Raw genomic sequence first — 15,321 nt, 5'->3', positions numbered from 1 at the left:
GGCAGGCCAGATTCGGACGCCGCCCCTCAGCAACCTCAGCGGCCGTTTTCCTTTCGCCAGGCCTGGTATTTCTGCTGATGTTCTTCCTTGGTGCAGGGGTAGAGGCCGATGATCGTTTCCCCAGCCTTGACCTGCTCGAGGACGAAGTCCTCGTAGCTTTCCATATTCGTGCATTCATCCGCGAGTTCATCGGCCAGATGGGCCGGGATGACCATGACGCCGTCGCGGTCGCCGACCAGGACGTCACCGGGAAACACGGCGACATCGCCGCAGGAAATCGGCACATTGATATCGAGCGCCTCGTGCAAGGTGAGATTGGTCGGCGCCGACGGCTTGGCGTAATAGGCCGGCATGTCAAGCGCCCCGATTCCCTCGGCATCACGAAAACCGCCGTCGGAGACGACGCCCGCCGCGCCGCGGAGCGCCAGCCGGGTGATCAGGATGGAACCCGCCGTCGCAGCCCTTGCGTCCTTGCGCGCATCCATCACTAGCACCTGCCCTGGAGGGCATGTCTCCATCGCGACTCGCTGCGGGTGATTTGGGTTCTGAAAAACCGTGATCGGATTGCGGTCCTCGCGAGCGGGAATATAGCGCAGCGTGAATGCCTGTCCCACCATCACTTCCGCCTTAGGCGCCACCGGCACGACCCCCTGGATGAACTGGCTTCGAAGACCGCGTTTGAAGAGGGCGGTGGCGATCGATGCGGTGGAGATCTTCTTGAACTTCGCGCGGGTCGCCTCGCTCAGCACGTAATCGGTCATTCTCATACCTCCTCAATAAATATCCGGTTCGCCGGCGCTTTTGCCGAAACCCGTTTCAAGAAAATCGAAGTCACAGCCCTGGTCGGCCTGGGTGACATGGCGGGAGAACATCCAGCCGTAACCCCGCTGGAAATGCGGCTCCGGCGCCTTCCATGCATCTTGTCGCCGGACGAGTTCGGCCTCATCCACCAGCATGTCGAGCCGGCGGTTGGGCAGATCGAGGCGGACGATGTCGCCGGTCCTCAGCAATGCCAGCGGGCCGCCGATATAGCTCTCCGGAGATACATGCAGAATGCAGGCGCCGTAGGAGGTGCCGGACATGCGGGCGTCGGAAATGCGCAGCATGTCGCGATGACCTTGCTTGATCAAAGCCTTCGGGATCGGCAGCATGCCCCATTCCGGAAAGCCCGGACCACCGAGCGGCCCGGCATTGCGCAGCACGAGGACATGGTCAGGCATGACGTCGAGGTTTTCGTCATCGATCGCCTTCTTCATCTCGGGATAGCTGTCGAAGACCAGCGCCGGCCCCTGATGCACATGATATCTCGGATCGCAGGCCGCCGGCTTCATCACCGCCCCGTTAGGGCAGAGGTTGCCGCGCAGGACGGCGAGCGATCCCTCGTGATAGACAGGGTTCGAAAGCGGCCTAATGACATCGTCGTTATAGACTTCTGCGCCGATCAGGTTTTCGCCCATGGTCTTTCCGGTGACGGTCATGGCCGTCAGGTCCAGCCGGTCCTCGAGCTGTTTCATCAGCGCCCGCAGCCCGCCTGCATAGAAGAAATCCTCCATCAGATAGTCCTTTCCCGAGGGGCGGACATTGGCGATGAGCGGCGTCACCCGCCCCAGCAGGTCGAGATCGTCGAGCGTCAGGTTGATGCCGGCGCGCCGGGCCATCGCGATCAGATGGACGACGGCATTGGTGGAACAGCCGGTGGCCATGGCGACGATCGCGGCGTTGCGGCATGCCGCTTCCGTGACGATCCGCTCGGGCGTCAGATCCTCCCAGACCATCTCGACGGCGCGGCGGCCGCAGGCGGCCGACATCCGCTGGTGATTGGCATCGACGGCAGGAATGGACGAGGCGCCTGGCAGCGTCAGGCCCATCGCATCGGCAATCGCCGTCATGGTGCTGGCGGTGCCCATCGTCATGCATGTGCCGGCCGAGCGGGCGATGCCGGCTTGAACGCCGAGCCACTCGGCATCGGTGATGTTGCCGGCGCGGCGCTCGTCCCAATATTTCCAGGCATCCGAACCGGAGCCGAGGATTTTGCCGGCGTAATTGCCGCGCAGCATCGGCCCGGCCGGCAGGTAGATCATCGGCACGCCGGCCGACAGCGCCCCCATGACGAGGCCCGGCGTGGTCTTGTCGCAGCCGCCCATCAGCACGACGCCGTCGAGCGGGTGCGAACGGATCGTCTCCTCCGTCTCCATCGCCAGCATGTTGCGGTAGAGCATGGAGGTGGGCTTCGTGAAGCTTTCGTCGACCGATAGCGACGGCATTTCAACGGGGAAGCCGCCGGCCTGCGAGACGCCGCGCTTCACATCCTGCACACGCTCCTTGAAGTGGGAGTGACAGGTATTGAGCTCCGACCAGGTATTGAGGATGCCGATGATCGGCTTGTCGCGAAAATCCTCCTCGGCATAGCCGAGCTGCATCATGCGCGAGCGGTGGCCGAAGCTGCGCAGGTCATCCGGCGCGAACCATCGCGCGCTTCGCAGCGTATCCGGCGTTTTTCTGTGTGTCATGAGGATACCTTCTCGGGATGGGGAAAACCGTTTTCGCGGCTATTCCTTCATTCCCCATTTCTGGATGGTGTGGCGCTCGATCGTCTGGAAGACCAGGTTTTCGACGATCAGGCCGATGATGATCACGGTCAAGAGGCCGGCGAAGACTGCCGGAATATCGAGAAGGTTGCGGTTCTCGAAGATGAACCAGCCAAGGCCTCCCTGGCCCGAGGAGACGCCGAAGACGAGCTCGGCGGCAATCAGCGTGCGCCAAGCGAAGGCCCAGCCGATCTTCAGGCCGGTGAGGATGGAAGGGAAGGCGGCAGGCACGAGGATCCGCACCACATAGGAAATACCCGTCAGTCCATAGTTTGCACCGACCATGCGCAAGGTGCGCGAGACCCCGAGGAAACCGGAATGGGTATTCAGCGCCACCGCCCAGAGAACCGAGTGGACGAGCACGAAGACGAGACTGGAGGCGCCGAGGCCGAACCAGATCAGCGCCAGCGGCAGAAGCGATATCGCCGGCAGCGGATTGAACATCGCCGTCATCGTTTCGAGAAAATCGGTGCCGATGCGCGTGTTGATGGCGAGCACGGTCAGGAGTGCGGCGAGCACCGTGCCGAGCGCGTATCCGGTGAATAGGATCTGCAGCGTCGTCCAGATGCGGGCCGGCAGCGTGCCGTCGGCGAAACGGTCGATCAGCGTGATGATCGTGTCGCTGAGCGTCGGGAATAGAAGAGGATTGTCGAGATAGGAAGCGTAGAGCTGCCAGACGATCGCCAGGGTGACGATCAGCAATGTCTTGCGCAGTGCGCCGATGCCCCAGAGCGTTTCGAATGCACTGAGCCTCTGTTCGACCGGTTTGACGTTGTCGTAGGGCTTGGCGGCCTCGACATCGGGCGCAAGAATGATGTTTGCGGACAACATGGCTTTATTCCTTGTGGCCGGGTTCCGAGGAGAACAGCAGGTTATGGATGTCACGCTCGAGCGCTGCGGCGCTGCCGTCTTGGTGGCTGACCTTGTCGACATCCACCACCTCCGCCTTGACCCTGCCCGGATGCGGCGACAGGAGCAGGATCCGGTTCGAGATCTTGATCGCTTCGGCAATCGAATGGGTGACGAAGATGACGGTGAACTTGGTATCTTCCCAAAGCTGGAGCAGCTCGTCCTGCATCTGCCGGCGGGTGAGCGCGTCGAGCGCTGCGAAAGGCTCGTCCATCAGGAGAATATCCGGCTGCATCGCCATGCCGCGTGCGATGGCGACGCGCTGCTTCATGCCGCCGGACAGCGTGTGGGGATAGCTGTCGACGGCGCGGGTCAGCTTCACCTTGTCGATATATTCGCGCGCCAATGCTTCGGCTTCGCCCTTCGGCAGCTTGCGGGCGACCAGCAGCGGGAACATGACATTCCCGAGCACCGTTTTCCAGGGCATCAGCTGGTCGAACTCCTGGAAAACCATCATGCGGTCGGGGCCTGGACATTTCACCTGGCGCCCGTTGATATGGATGGAACCTACCGACGGCGTCATGTAGCCGCCGACGGCTTTCAGAAGCGTTGACTTGCCGCAGCCGGACGGTCCGAGCAGCACGAACCTGTCGGATTGGCTGACGGAAAAGCTGACGCCCTCGGTGGCGGTGACCAGCAGGTTGGGGGTCTTGTAGCGCAGCGTCACATTGTCGACCTTGAGGAGGGGCTCTCTCTCGGCCGCCGGTGCGGTCTCGTTGCCCGTGCGGGCAATGGCCTGAAGCATTGGAATTACTCCTTGAAGAGGGGGCGGCGGGTCTAAAGCGCCGCCGCCCTGGTGCCGTCAATTGCCGTTGAGATAGGCGGAGTCGGGCAGGTAATAGTCGGTCCAGGCCTTCGGCATGGTCTTGAGCGTACCGATCTTGTGCAGGTGCTCTGCAAATTTCATCGTGCCCTGCGGGTCGGTGCGCCATTCGTCCATGCCCGGCTCTTTCAGCATGGCGAGCAGATCATCGAGGCTGGTCTTGTCGCCCGACACCGTCTTGTAGGCTTCAAGGGCGGCCTTGGGATCCTTCTTGATGAAGGCGACTGCTTCCTCCGTCGCTTCGCGCAGCGCCTTGACGATCTTCGGGTTGGCGTCGGCGAATGTCGTGGTGGTGAAGAAGGTCGCTTGCGTCAGCGCACCGCCCAGGATCTCCTTGGAATCGGTCACCCTGTGCACGCCCTGCTGCTTCAGCTCGATATATTGGAAAGGCGGCGCTGCGAAATGGTTCTTCACCTCGTGGTTCGGGTTGGCGATTGCCGCAACCGCGTCCGGATGTCCGAGCTGAACGGTGTTGGAATCGAATGTCTTGACCTTGTCCTCACCGAACATCTTCGCCGCCGCCATCTGCAGCAGGATCGCCTGGGTCGACACACCGACCGTCGGCACGGCGATCTTGTCGGATGGCGTAATGTCCTTCAGCGACTTGATGCGCGGATCATTGCTGACCATGATCACCGGCTGCGCGGAGCTGGTGATGATCCCCTTCACCTTTCCCCTGGTGCGGTCCCAGAGCAGAAGCAGGTTGCCGGTGCCGGTATTGACGATGTCGACGTTGCCGGCAAGCAAGGCATCGGTCTGAGCGCCGCCGCCGCTGAAGGTCCGCCATTCGACAGTCACATCGGCCACGCCATCGGCAGCCGCGTGCTTTTCGATCAGTTTCTGCGTCTCCATCACATGGCTGGCGAGATAGAGGATGCCCGGCTGCCGGGTAATCGAAATAGCGGTCTTCTCCTGTGCCTGGCTCGCCGAGGCAAGGCCGAGCGTGACGGCCGCGGCCACAAGACAATGTTTTAGAATTTGCATCTGGTCCTCCCAAAGGATGCGGGCATCAGCCCCTCTGCCGCCTTTCCCGAGGCGGATTACGCCATTGAAGCACTAATGCATCAGTGCATCAACCCAAAAAATGTGGTTTAGTCGATTTGCACGACGCGAAAACAGGACAGGGACATGAGCGGAATGGTTCGGGAAAGCCAGTTGGATCGGTCACGACAGGTGGCGCTGCAGATCCACGAGATATTGCGAGCAAGGATACTGACGGTGGAGCTTGCGCCGGGGACGGTCCTGTCGCGCGCCTCGCTGCAGCTGGAATTCGGGGTGAGTCAGACGCCAGTGCGCGATGCCTTGATGCGGCTTCAGGAAGAAGGACTAGTCGAAGTCTATCCGCAATATGCGACGGTGGTCGCCAAGATTGACACCGACCATGCGCGGCAGGCGCAGTTTCTGCGACTATCGATCGAGCTTGAGGCGGTGCGGCGGCTGACCGAGGAGACGCCGGGCGAGACGGCGGCGGAGCTGCGCGAGATCCTGGCGCGGCAGAAGGCGGTCGGGTCCCCGGAGACCTATGACACCTTCGACGACATCGACCGCGATTTTCACCGGAAGCTCTACGAGAGAGCGGGCATATTGCAGCTTTGGGCCAATGTCAGGCGCCAAAGCGTGCATCTCGACCGGTTGCGGCGCCTCAACCTGCCGATGCCGGGCAAGATGCAGACGGTCCTTGCCGACCATGAAGCAATCGTCGACGCCATCGCGTCGGGCAAGCCTGAAGCAGCAACGGCCGCGCTCAGAAAACATCTGTCGGGCACGCTGTCGATCATCGATGTGATCCGAGCCCAGTATCCAAATTATATTCGCGGCTGAAGGTCGAGCGCGTCAGCTTGGCCATCGCAAGCTTTCGAGAGGAAATGCTCCCGCACCTATCCGAAACCTTATCATAACCAGCCGAAGACGGACCCGCCGGCATGAGGAACGAAGCCCGTCCTCCGGCACAGCGTCGCAGTGGAACCGTCGCGCTTCAATGACAAGCCGAACGGACTTTCCCACCAAGGGCAGGTCAGCCAAGCGTCGTTGATATCAACTGTGGATTCGCTCCGACCTTGTTCCCGGGCAAGGGCTTGCTCTACTCGCCGGCCGAACTGCGATCAACATTACCTCGTCATCAACGGCTGTATTGTCGACTACAAAGCCGCGAGGAACGAGCGTCGACGGTCGCAGCGAATAACCCATGGTGCTGATTCCTTATGTGAAACCAACATCAGCCAGCACTTGATTTCATCAAAAGTGAGTCAGAGCCAAATTTGCATGCCGAAACACACCAATGGGACCCGAGTGTCACTCGGCGGCAACCTTATTTGTCTGCCAGCGCTGACCTACATCAGGTCGCGCGCGATGCGCTTCTCTTCGAACATCTTCCTGAAAATTTCCGTCTCGCCTTCATAGGCAATGACCGAGGCGCTGATGATCCAGTCCTTTGCCGTACAGAATATGGATGACGTCGCGACCGTGCGGACGAACCAGCCAGAGCGCTGCATGTCACATGTCCATGTCGAGATGCCGGACATTGACATCGGGTCATCCCGCGCGATCGACCAGGTTTCCTCGCGAAGCTGTCGCGTCGACAGGCCAGTGCCAGGATGTTCGAAAAGGCCGGTATCCTCGTGGATTTCATAGCGGGTAAGGCCGGCCGACAGATCGCGCAAGACATGCCGCTTCGTCGAGCCCGGCACGTGTTCGATATATTTCGGCAGCGGATCGGGATCGTCAGGCTGTTTTACATCGATGAGCTCATGTGTCCCAAGCAAAGGCAGGCCAAGGCCGACGGAGGCGATGTCAATCGTCAGACCCGGATCTTCCGGCGGCGGCAGGACCATCGGCCAATAGGCCGTCGACAGCGACAAGCGGATGCGGTGCCCCTTGCGGAAGCGGTAGCCGCAGGCATCCAGGGTAAGGCTCGCAGTCGTGCGTTCACCCTTGCTCATCGGTGCGGGCGCTGCATTGCCGTTGCGATGAGCGAGATTGAGCACGCCAAAGGAGACGCGGGTCGCCGTGCCATCCGGATGGATGTCGACGAGCCTTGCGCATAGATTGGCGGTTTCGGCATCGCATCTGAGCGCCAGCGTCACGACCGGGCGGCCGAGATAATCATGATCTTCAGCCAGCAGCGCGGTCTGGAAGGTCAGCGAGCCGGCATCGTCGAGGCGCTGATCGATCGCCAGCTCCGCATCCGGCTTCAGCGTGAACCATTCGCCCGAGGCGGTGCCCGTGTCGAGCGGCGAGCGCAGGTAGACGGGGTGCTCCGGCGCATGCGGGATCGGCATGCCCTCCGTCAGCCTGCCGAATTGCTCGACATAGAAGCATTGCATCTTCGGCGGCGACCAGCTGTCCTTCGCCACCCAGAAACCCGGATCGCTGTCGCGGCGGAGAGCCGGGCGGATAGCATCGAGAATATAGGCGCGGGCCTGCGGCAGCCTGTCGATGCCATTGTCCTCGCCGCGCAGCCATTTGTTCCACCAGGCGATCGCTTCGGCAGGGAAATCCGCGCGCGGTTTCGGCCAGGCGAAGTGCGGATATTTGTGCACCCAGGGGCCGATCAGCGCTTTTGCCTTGTCGCCCAGGCCCTCGACCGCCATCAGCGGCGTATTGCGATAGCCGTCGGCCCAGCCGGCGATGACAAGCGTCGGGATCTCGACGCTGGAAAAATCCTCCGAGATCGAGCCGTGACGCCAGAAATCATCGCGCCGCTGATGGCTCAGCCACTCCTCCATGAGGAAGGGTTCGCCTGCCAGGCGCTCGATCCACATCTCCTTCCAGCGTTCGCCGACAAGGGCCGGATCGGGCGGGCGCGACTGGTAGCCGAGCATCGTCGCCGCCCATGAGAGCTGGGCGGAGAGATGGCACCCGTTCTTGTAATGGATGTCGTCATTATAGCGGTCGACGGTCGAGGCGATCGAGATGACGGCTTTGAGCGCCGGTGGGCGCAGGGCTGCGACCTGCAGGCTGTTGAAGCCGCCCCAGGAGATGCCCATCATGCCGACCGCGCCGTTCGACCACGGCTGCGCCGCGATCCAGGCGATCAGCTCGCAGGCATCGGCAAGCTCGCGTTCGGTATATTCGCCGTCGATGACGCCGTCGGATTCCCCCGATCCGCGGATATCGACTCGTACGCCGGCAATGCCGGCGCCGGCGAACACCGGATAGGTCGACTCGTCCCGGGGGCTAGTGCCGTCGCGTTTGCGGTAGGGCAGGAATTCGAAGACGGCTGGAACGGGGTCCTGCTCGGCGCCGTCGGGCATCCAGATGCGCGCCGCAAACCGCGTCCCGTCCTTCAGCGTGATCCATTCATTCTCGATGGTGGTGAAGCCGCGCTCAGCCATGATCATATATCGCGGAGTTAGGCATTAAACCATACGCGGCTGCCGATGTAGCCGTTCGACATATCGTTTCCAATGTCGTCGACATATCCCTTCAGCGTTTTCGAAGAAGCCATGATGTAGTCGTTGAAGACGGGCAGGATCAGACCACCATCGTCTCGCACCATCAGCGCCAATTGCCGATAAAGTACCCTTCGCTTGGTCTCATCAAGCTCGGACCTTGCCTGCAGCACCGCCTTGTCGAAGTCAGGGCGCTTGAAACGCGTGTCGTTCCATTCCGCGGTCGAAAGGTAGGAGGTGGAATAGCGCGAATCCTGTGTCGGGCGGCCGCCCCAGAAGGAGGCGCAGAAGGGCTGCTTGTTCCAGACGTTGGTCCAATAGCCGTCTTCCGGCTCGCGCTTGACGTCGATCGTGATGCCTGCCTTGCGCGCGCTTTGCTGGAATAGGATCGCCGCTTCCACGGCGCCTGGAAAAGCTGCATCGGAGGTGAGCAACTGAACCGGACGGTCGAGCCCCGATTTCTTGAAGTGGAAGGCGGCTTTGTCCGGATCATACGGCCGCTGCTCGATATCGGTCGGGGCAAGGGCGTAATTAGAATTGACTGGATAGTCGTTGCCGATCGTTCCGTAGCCGCCCAGCACCTTGTCCAGGATCGACTGGCGGTCGATGGCATATTTCAGCGCAAGTCGAAGGTCGTTGTTGTCGAAGGGTGTCGCGTCGCAATGCACCAGGAAGCAGTAAAAGCCCTTGCCGGCGTTCCGCACGATATCGACAGTCGGTGCCCGCTGCAGCATCGGGACGGTCTTCGGGTCGACATTGTTGACGAAATGGACCTGGCCGGAGGCGAGCGCCGCAATGCGAGCGGTGTTGTCGTTGATGACGAGGATTTCAACGCTGTCGACAAAGCCTCGGTCGGAGCGCCAATCCCCAGGGTTCTTCTCAAAGGAAGCACGAACGCCGGGTTCAAAGTTCTTTAGAATGTAAGGACCGGTGCCGATGGCGGCTGCAGGCTTGCCGACGCCACCCTTGGGTTGGATGATCAGATGATAGTCGGTGAGAAGGAGAGGCAGATCCGCATTGCCTTCCGAAAGCGTCAGGACAAGCTCGCCCGCCTTTTCTTCGATACCGGTGATCGAGGCCATCAGGCCGAGTGCACCGGACTGCGACTTCTTGTCCGCATGGCGCTTCAGTGTCGCGACGATGTCGGCGACGGTCATCTTGCTACCGTCGTGAAACTGCACGTCGTTCCTGATCTTGAAAGTCCAGACGGATGCGTCCGCGGATGGCGTCCAGGAAGTCGCCAGTGACGGCAGGGGCGCACCCGTCTTGGGGTCGGATTCGACCAGCGTATCGCCCCAAAGGCGGCCAATGACGAACAAGACAGAAGCGCTGTATGTGGCGGGGTCGAGCGCATCGCTGGTGGCGCCGCCCTTGAGGCCGAGTTTCAGATGACCACCGCGCTTCGCTTCCTGCGCGCGGGCATCGCGCGGCATCAGAAGACCGGAAGTGAGGGCCGGCAAAGCGCCCAGCGCGACCGCACCGCCGAGGAAGTTGCGGCGGTCGATTTTCAGCTGCAAAGAATGATCCTTTTGATGCGTCATGACAGTTCCCTCTTTTCAGTTTTGTAAGAAGGAACCTAGAGGTCGGGCAGGCTCACGCAATTTCGCGGCTTGACGCACTTTTAAGCGAGTTTACGCTAGCCGGTATCAAGACGGAGCTGCCGATGCCTCACCTGGCCGACAACCTCAAGGCTGCCTGTGCCACGCAGCGTTCTATTTCGCATCTGTGCCGTGCGATCGATATTAACCGGCAACAATTCAATCGATACATCAACGGCCAGACGAGACCCTCTGCTCATAATCTGGCGCGCATCGCCAAGTATTTCGATCTCGACGCAGCCGACTTTAGTCTCGCTCCCAGGCTCTTTCGCGAGCGGCTTCGCAAACCAACCCTAGGGCTTAATCAAAATTCCGAACTCTTAAAAGCGTTCCCCGGAGATCTGACCGCGCTCCGGCGCCATATCGGCTATTTCCAGACCTATCATCGCTCGCCGTCCTGGCCTGGAATGGTTGTCTGTTCGTGCAGCCGCCTTATGGAGCAGGGCGGGCTGGTGCATGTCAAATCAATGGAGCGTCTGCGGGACCCTGGAAACGGCATCCACCAGTTTTCGAAGTATGTGGGTTTGGCGGCGTTCTATCGAAACCGCATATTCATTACGGAGCGCGTCGTCGGCCCGAATTCCATGTTGTCACAAACGATCCTCCTGCCATTCGACGAGTACCAGCGTGTCTATTTGCGCGGAACGACAATGGGAATTTCGTGGCGAAGGGAAAACCTGCCCTATGCCTCACGGATGATCTGGCGACATGTCGGCGCCGAGCCGGACCTGCGTGAACTTCTCTTGCGATGTGGACCTCTGCCGCTATCGTCGCGCCACCTGCCGCCGACGGTGCGCTCATTCCTTGCGGATCCGTCTGCAGAAGTATATGCGGTGCCGGCAGAGTATTGAGGACCTGATTCCATGGTTATGCTGCCTCGGCATGGCGGAAGTGCCGATCCTACCATTAACCTGATCCCCGTGATGCTTTTCAATGCTACGCTACCTGCACCGCAAGTGCCACCTTCCGACATTATCGTCGATGGCAGAAATGATTTCTTCCCAATAGCCGTGATGAAGTTCGTGGCCACCGCCTTCTATCTTCAGCAAACTTGCATCCGTGACAGCGCGCGCGAGTGCCTCGCCGTGCGCCAGCGGGAAGAGCGGATCGGCTCTGCCATGAATGACGAGTAGAGGCACTTCCATCTCGTTCAGTCGGCCCTGCCAAGTCTCGCCGATTTCAAAGAGGATGCTGTGGTTGGTGGCGCTTAGATAGCCTCCGGACCGGTCGAAATCCCGTTCAAGGAAAGCTCGGGTTCGGGCTTCGTCGAATGGATGCGCCGTTCCCGCAGTCAAGCGCGCGTCGTCCACCAGGTAGGCCACCGCGTCTGCCCGATCCGCCCAGTTTGCCTCGACAGACATATGTTCCACCCCAGGCCTCGTCGCTGGACGGAAGGCCGGAGGTGTCCATCCCGAGTGGCGAGGTGCTTATCGCCGTCAGCGAAAGCACTCGTTCCGGATGCTTCAGCGCAGCGCCCTGACCGACCATGCCGCCAAGGGAAAAACCCACGACATGGGCGTTCAAGATCCCGTACCCATCGAGCACGCGGAACACGTCATCGACGGCGTCGTCGAAGGTGTAGCCCGGCTGACCGGGGGGATATTTCGTCGAAAGACCTGTGTCGCGCTGATCATAACGGATCACGAAAAGGCCCCGATCGGCGAGCCGCTGGCAGAATTCCTGCGGCCACCATAGCATTGAAGCCATGCCACCCATGATTAGGAGCAGCGGCGGCTGGGTTGGATTGCCGAAGCTCTGCGTTGTGAGTTCGACCCCGTCGGTGCGGATAGCAAGCTCGCTCATGCCAGGCCCTCGCGACGCAACGCTGTTTGTACCGCAGGCCTCTTTTCGATCCGGGCGAGGTAGTCGTCAAACGGCTCGGGGAGGGGGAAGCCGAGGTGAGTCGCCCCCCACGCCAATTGAAAGAGATAGGCATCCGCGACCGTAAAGGTTTCTCCGAAAAGGTAGCCGCGATCCAATCGGCCCGCGAGGAAGCTGAACCAATGCAACAGCTGCTGGCGCGTGGGCTCCCTGACGTTCTCCGGAAGCGCGAGATAGGTGGGGAACCGCTTGTGAATCTCGGTGGCGATAAAGCTCAGCATCTCGATCAGGCGGTAGCGGCCAAGATGGCCCTGCGGCGCAAGTTCGGCCGCGCGGTCGGCGATCCACGTCAGGATCGCGACATTTTCCGTCATCACTTCACCGTCGTCGAACATGAGAGCGGGAACATAGCCGGTGGGATTGATGTCCGGGTAGTGGCCCCCGCCTTCAACCCGTTTCGTCTCGAGATCGACCTTGACCAAGTCGAATTGAATTCCAGCCTCCAGCATCGCGATATGATCTGCCAAGCTGGCGAAGCCGGGTGCAGAGTAGAGTTTCATTCAACCAATCCTTCCTTCGTTTCATGGTCTTAGAAGACGTAGGCTGGGTTGGGCGGCTGCCCGGTCGCCTGTGGGTAGACGTCTTCTTCGTGTCCGCATACTGTGGCTAAGGTGGGGGGTGCCGCATCAGGCATATTGAGTAGGACCGGTGCGAAATGCGCGTCGAGGAGCAGATTAATCATCGGACGATTGAGCACATCTAATCTGGGAGCCCTGCATGATATCGGTGCCAGCCTGCCAACTAGCCGTCAGACCCCACACCCAGCTCCCAATTTGTGCGCGTTGGGACGGTTAAAACCTCAACTCGTTAATCTCGGAACTCCAGCTCTCGGAGCATTTTTTGTCGACTTTCCGCAAAAGGACGCGGTTCTCGGGCCGAATCGCAGAACTCAATTCGATGGATTCTGCTTTCCGAGACGTCTCGGGCGGTCGGCAGCATTGCATTCTTCTCGCGGCCGAAGCTGGTGGCGGAAAGAGCCGGTTGGTGGAAGAATTCACGAAGCGGCTCTCAGGCCGCGCATTGATCCTTAAGGGTGGGTGCTGAAGCTCGTGCTGGCGGCGTGGCCGGAGGTCGAAAATGCAAGGCAATTGATCGGAGCGGACCATTGTAAGGTTTTGGAACTCGCCGCTGACGCCGCTTGTTGGGCGGCGGAGGCGGAGCAGGGGCTCGCCTTTGTCGACCGCGCACTCGCTGAACTTGACGCGGACCGGGATGGTGAGCAGTTGGCCGCACTTCTCCTGCAGCGTGCGGTCATGCGTCAGCATTCGCTCGTCGCAGGCGAGATCGCAGATCTCGAGCGTGCGCTTGACAATGCAGCCGGCCCAACAAGGCTTCGTGCTGACGCATTGGGGCAGTTTTCCCGCGCATTGGTTTTGCGGGGGGAGTTCGATCGCGCCAAGCGATTGGGAGAGGAATTGAGGGATCTGGCAGAGAGGCTCGACGATGAGGAATACCGCATCGAAGGCATGATCATTGGGGCGATGCTGAACATGCCCCCGAACGCCTCCTATATCGATGCTCATCGGATCGTCGTAGGGCGAGCGGAGCAGGCGTCCACCGGCCGAGTCGAGGTTCTTGCAGGCGCAGCGCTGCTGCAGGCCTTACTCGACGCAGGAGAGTATAGTCAGATTATTGACATTGGACCGGCAATCTTTGCGCGGACGGTCGAGCTCGGGCAGGCAAGGTATATCGGAGCTCTGGTTGGCGCGCCCCTTTGCCGCGCCTATTTAGGCTTGGGCCGTGTCTCTGAGGCCACTGAAACATGCGAACGGATGGCGGCGTTGGATCCGCTGCCACTGGGACTTGTTCACGTCTTCGAATGCCAAGCTGAAATCGCCATCGTGTTAGGAGACGTGGACCGTATGGCGGCCGCGGTGAGTTCGCTGCGCGATCTTCCGCCCGGCCCCCAAGTTGCCAATCGAATGGCGGCCAATCTTCGTAGATATGAGATCGAAAGCCGAGCTCTCGCGGGCGATCGGGATGCGTCTGCAAGTTCAGCTAAATCCGCCCTAACGTTTCTAAAGGCCCAAGGAGGCGTGTCATGGCCGCTCATGGTCTCCGCCATGCGTGTTGCGGTCGATACGCGCGAAGGACGTTGTTCTCGAACTCGCAGAGCTCGCCGGCCGCGCTCCGCGACGCAACAAGGTGGAGGACGCCGAAAGTCTGGAAATCTCGGCTGAGATGTCACGCGCCACGGCCCCTGACATAAATATATGGGAGGCAGTTGCCCGAAGCTGGGCCGATCTGAACCAGCCTTTCCGGCAGGCATACGCCCTTATGCAGGCAGGTGCCGCCGCATTGAACGCCGCCAAGCGAGTTCATGCGGCACGCAGTTTCCGACAGGCATTTCGTCTTGCCCATTCGATTGGCGCGCACCTTTTGTCCGACCAGATTGAGGCCTTCGCTGCGAAGGCCCGGATTGATTTACGGGATGGGGAGGACGATTGTGTTGGAAAAGCGCCATTTGGCCTAACTGATCGGGAACTTGAGGTACTTCGGCTCATCGCGGACGGACAGAGCAACCGCGACATCGCCAGGAATTTGTTTATTTCCTCGAAAACGGCGAGCGTGCACGTCTCCAACATCTTAAGCAAACTATCGGTGCCGAGTCGCGGCGCCGCTGCCGCGATAGCGCACCGGCTGCGGATCGTTGAGCTGTCATAGCCGCCAAGTGATGACCAGCCGTCGCAGCTTTGCGCGCAACCGCCTTCCGCCTCGGAGTGACGCGGTGCCATAAAGCTTCGTCCGGGACATACGATTTCGATCGCTCCAAATCTCTCCAGGGTTCATCAGCAATGGTCAGCTCCGGTCTATCGAGTTCCATAACATGCATTACGCAAGATTCGCCTGTAGCCGCAAAGTTGAAGTGTCCTGTTTCTGCAAAGTAAGAACGTCACTCTCCCCGAGTCAGACCGGCGCCGGGAAACTGCCGATGGCACTGGACGGCCACGGCCGAAAAATGCCTCACTGTTTCCCCCATCGACAAGGGGCAAGCCTGTGTCGGCGGGCTGGCGGCTGAGGCTGTTCCGCCATTCGCCCATTTTGCGACCATCCCTTGTCTATATTTTTCGATGCGCTAATTTATGCAAGAATGAGTTGCATCCCTTTGTGCCGGCTCGACAGGGACGGAT

The 15,321-nt window shown here is 60.5% G+C and carries 11 protein-coding genes and 2 pseudogenes; 4 read left to right on the top strand and 9 right to left on the bottom strand.

What is annotated here, in order from left to right; all coding sequences use genetic code 11:
• Window positions 1-35 precede the first annotated feature (35 nt).
• From K6M89_RS19190 to K6M89_RS19170, 5 genes are read right to left on the bottom strand one after another with little or no spacing between them, the layout of a single operon-like run.
• Window positions 36-761, bottom strand: coding sequence for a ribonuclease activity regulator RraA (locus tag K6M89_RS19190; RefSeq protein ID WP_097584541.1), 726 nt, complete (start codon window positions 759-761; stop codon window positions 36-38).
• A gap of 12 nt (window positions 762-773) precedes the next feature.
• Entirely contained in the window at window positions 774-2,510 is a 1,737-nt protein-coding gene (araD, locus tag K6M89_RS19185) for an L-arabinonate dehydratase (RefSeq protein WP_222140553.1), read from the bottom strand.
• Window positions 2,511-2,549: 39 nt separating this feature from the next.
• Window positions 2,550-3,419, bottom strand: coding sequence for an ABC transporter permease (locus K6M89_RS19180; protein ID WP_222140552.1), 870 nt, complete (start codon window positions 3,417-3,419; stop codon window positions 2,550-2,552).
• Window positions 3,420-3,423: 4 nt separating this feature from the next.
• Window positions 3,424-4,242: an ABC transporter ATP-binding protein gene (locus K6M89_RS19175; RefSeq protein ID WP_222140551.1), complete on the bottom strand. Its 819-nt coding sequence runs from the start codon at window positions 4,240-4,242 to the stop codon at window positions 3,424-3,426.
• Between the two features lie 57 nt (window positions 4,243-4,299).
• A complete protein-coding gene (locus tag K6M89_RS19170) occupies window positions 4,300-5,304 on the bottom strand; it encodes an ABC transporter substrate-binding protein (RefSeq protein WP_222140550.1) in 1,005 nt (334 codons plus the stop codon).
• Between the two features lie 144 nt (window positions 5,305-5,448).
• Between K6M89_RS19170 and K6M89_RS19165 the strand changes: the two genes are divergently transcribed.
• On the top strand, window positions 5,449-6,141 hold the full coding sequence (locus K6M89_RS19165; protein WP_222140549.1) for a GntR family transcriptional regulator: 693 nt from the start codon (window positions 5,449-5,451) through the stop codon (window positions 6,139-6,141).
• Window positions 6,142-6,650: 509 nt separating this feature from the next.
• On the opposite strand, the gene K6M89_RS19160 is transcribed toward K6M89_RS19165, so the two are convergent.
• Window positions 6,651-8,654 (bottom strand): CocE/NonD family hydrolase, encoded by a 2,004-nt coding sequence (locus K6M89_RS19160; RefSeq protein ID WP_222140548.1) that lies wholly within the window; start codon window positions 8,652-8,654, stop codon window positions 6,651-6,653.
• A 17-nt stretch (window positions 8,655-8,671) separates the two neighbouring features.
• On the bottom strand, window positions 8,672-10,252 hold the full coding sequence (locus K6M89_RS19155; RefSeq protein ID WP_222140547.1) for an ABC transporter substrate-binding protein: 1,581 nt from the start codon (window positions 10,250-10,252) through the stop codon (window positions 8,672-8,674).
• A gap of 122 nt (window positions 10,253-10,374) precedes the next feature.
• On the opposite strand from K6M89_RS19155, the gene K6M89_RS19150 reads away from it, so the two are divergent.
• Window positions 10,375-11,160, top strand: coding sequence for a helix-turn-helix domain-containing protein (locus tag K6M89_RS19150; protein WP_222140546.1), 786 nt, complete (start codon window positions 10,375-10,377; stop codon window positions 11,158-11,160).
• Between the two features lie 90 nt (window positions 11,161-11,250).
• Here the strand turns inward: K6M89_RS19150 and K6M89_RS19145 are convergent.
• A pseudogene (locus K6M89_RS19145) lies at window positions 11,251-12,112 on the bottom strand (alpha/beta fold hydrolase).
• Window positions 12,109-12,690 (bottom strand): glutathione S-transferase N-terminal domain-containing protein, encoded by a 582-nt coding sequence (locus K6M89_RS19140; RefSeq protein ID WP_222140545.1) that lies wholly within the window; start codon window positions 12,688-12,690, stop codon window positions 12,109-12,111. The pseudogene K6M89_RS19145 and the gene K6M89_RS19140 overlap by 4 nt, the downstream one beginning before the upstream one ends.
• A gap of 397 nt (window positions 12,691-13,087) precedes the next feature.
• Here K6M89_RS19140 and K6M89_RS31775 point away from each other — a divergent pair, with 397 nt between their 5' ends.
• Together K6M89_RS31775 and K6M89_RS19130 are read left to right on the top strand one after the other, a co-directional pair.
• Complete coding sequence (locus K6M89_RS31775; RefSeq protein WP_369010567.1) at window positions 13,088-13,234, top strand: hypothetical protein; 147 nt, start codon at window positions 13,088-13,090, stop codon at window positions 13,232-13,234.
• Window positions 13,228-14,854, top strand: a pseudogene (locus K6M89_RS19130) (helix-turn-helix transcriptional regulator); the annotation flags it as partial. The gene K6M89_RS31775 and the pseudogene K6M89_RS19130, both read left to right, overlap by 7 nt.
• Between the last annotated feature and the right edge of the window lie 467 nt (window positions 14,855-15,321).

The sequence above is a fragment of the Rhizobium croatiense genome, from assembly GCF_019793465.1.
Taxonomy (GTDB): Bacteria; Pseudomonadota; Alphaproteobacteria; order Rhizobiales; family Rhizobiaceae; genus Rhizobium; species Rhizobium croatiense.
Note: the sequence above shows the minus strand (reverse complement) of the source record. Positions and strands in the feature narration are given on the sequence as shown.

Coding starts and splice junctions, on each gene's coding strand:
- K6M89_RS19190 (WP_097584541.1), bottom strand. CDS start 761: ATGACCGATTACGTGCTGAGCGAGGCGACCCGCGCGAAGTTCAAGAAG.
- araD (WP_222140553.1), bottom strand. CDS start 2,510: ATGACACACAGAAAAACGCCGGATACGCTGCGAAGCGCGCGATGGTTC.
- K6M89_RS19180 (WP_222140552.1), bottom strand. CDS start 3,419: ATGTTGTCCGCAAACATCATTCTTGCGCCCGATGTCGAGGCCGCCAAG.
- K6M89_RS19175 (WP_222140551.1), bottom strand. CDS start 4,242: ATGCTTCAGGCCATTGCCCGCACGGGCAACGAGACCGCACCGGCGGCC.
- K6M89_RS19170 (WP_222140550.1), bottom strand. CDS start 5,304: ATGCAAATTCTAAAACATTGTCTTGTGGCCGCGGCCGTCACGCTCGGC.
- K6M89_RS19165 (WP_222140549.1), top strand. CDS start 5,449: ATGAGCGGAATGGTTCGGGAAAGCCAGTTGGATCGGTCACGACAGGTG.
- K6M89_RS19160 (WP_222140548.1), bottom strand. CDS start 8,654: ATGGCTGAGCGCGGCTTCACCACCATCGAGAATGAATGGATCACGCTG.
- K6M89_RS19155 (WP_222140547.1), bottom strand. CDS start 10,252: ATGACGCATCAAAAGGATCATTCTTTGCAGCTGAAAATCGACCGCCGC.
- K6M89_RS19150 (WP_222140546.1), top strand. CDS start 10,375: ATGCCTCACCTGGCCGACAACCTCAAGGCTGCCTGTGCCACGCAGCGT.
- K6M89_RS19140 (WP_222140545.1), bottom strand. CDS start 12,690: ATGAAACTCTACTCTGCACCCGGCTTCGCCAGCTTGGCAGATCATATC.
- K6M89_RS31775 (WP_369010567.1), top strand. CDS start 13,088: ATGGATTCTGCTTTCCGAGACGTCTCGGGCGGTCGGCAGCATTGCATT.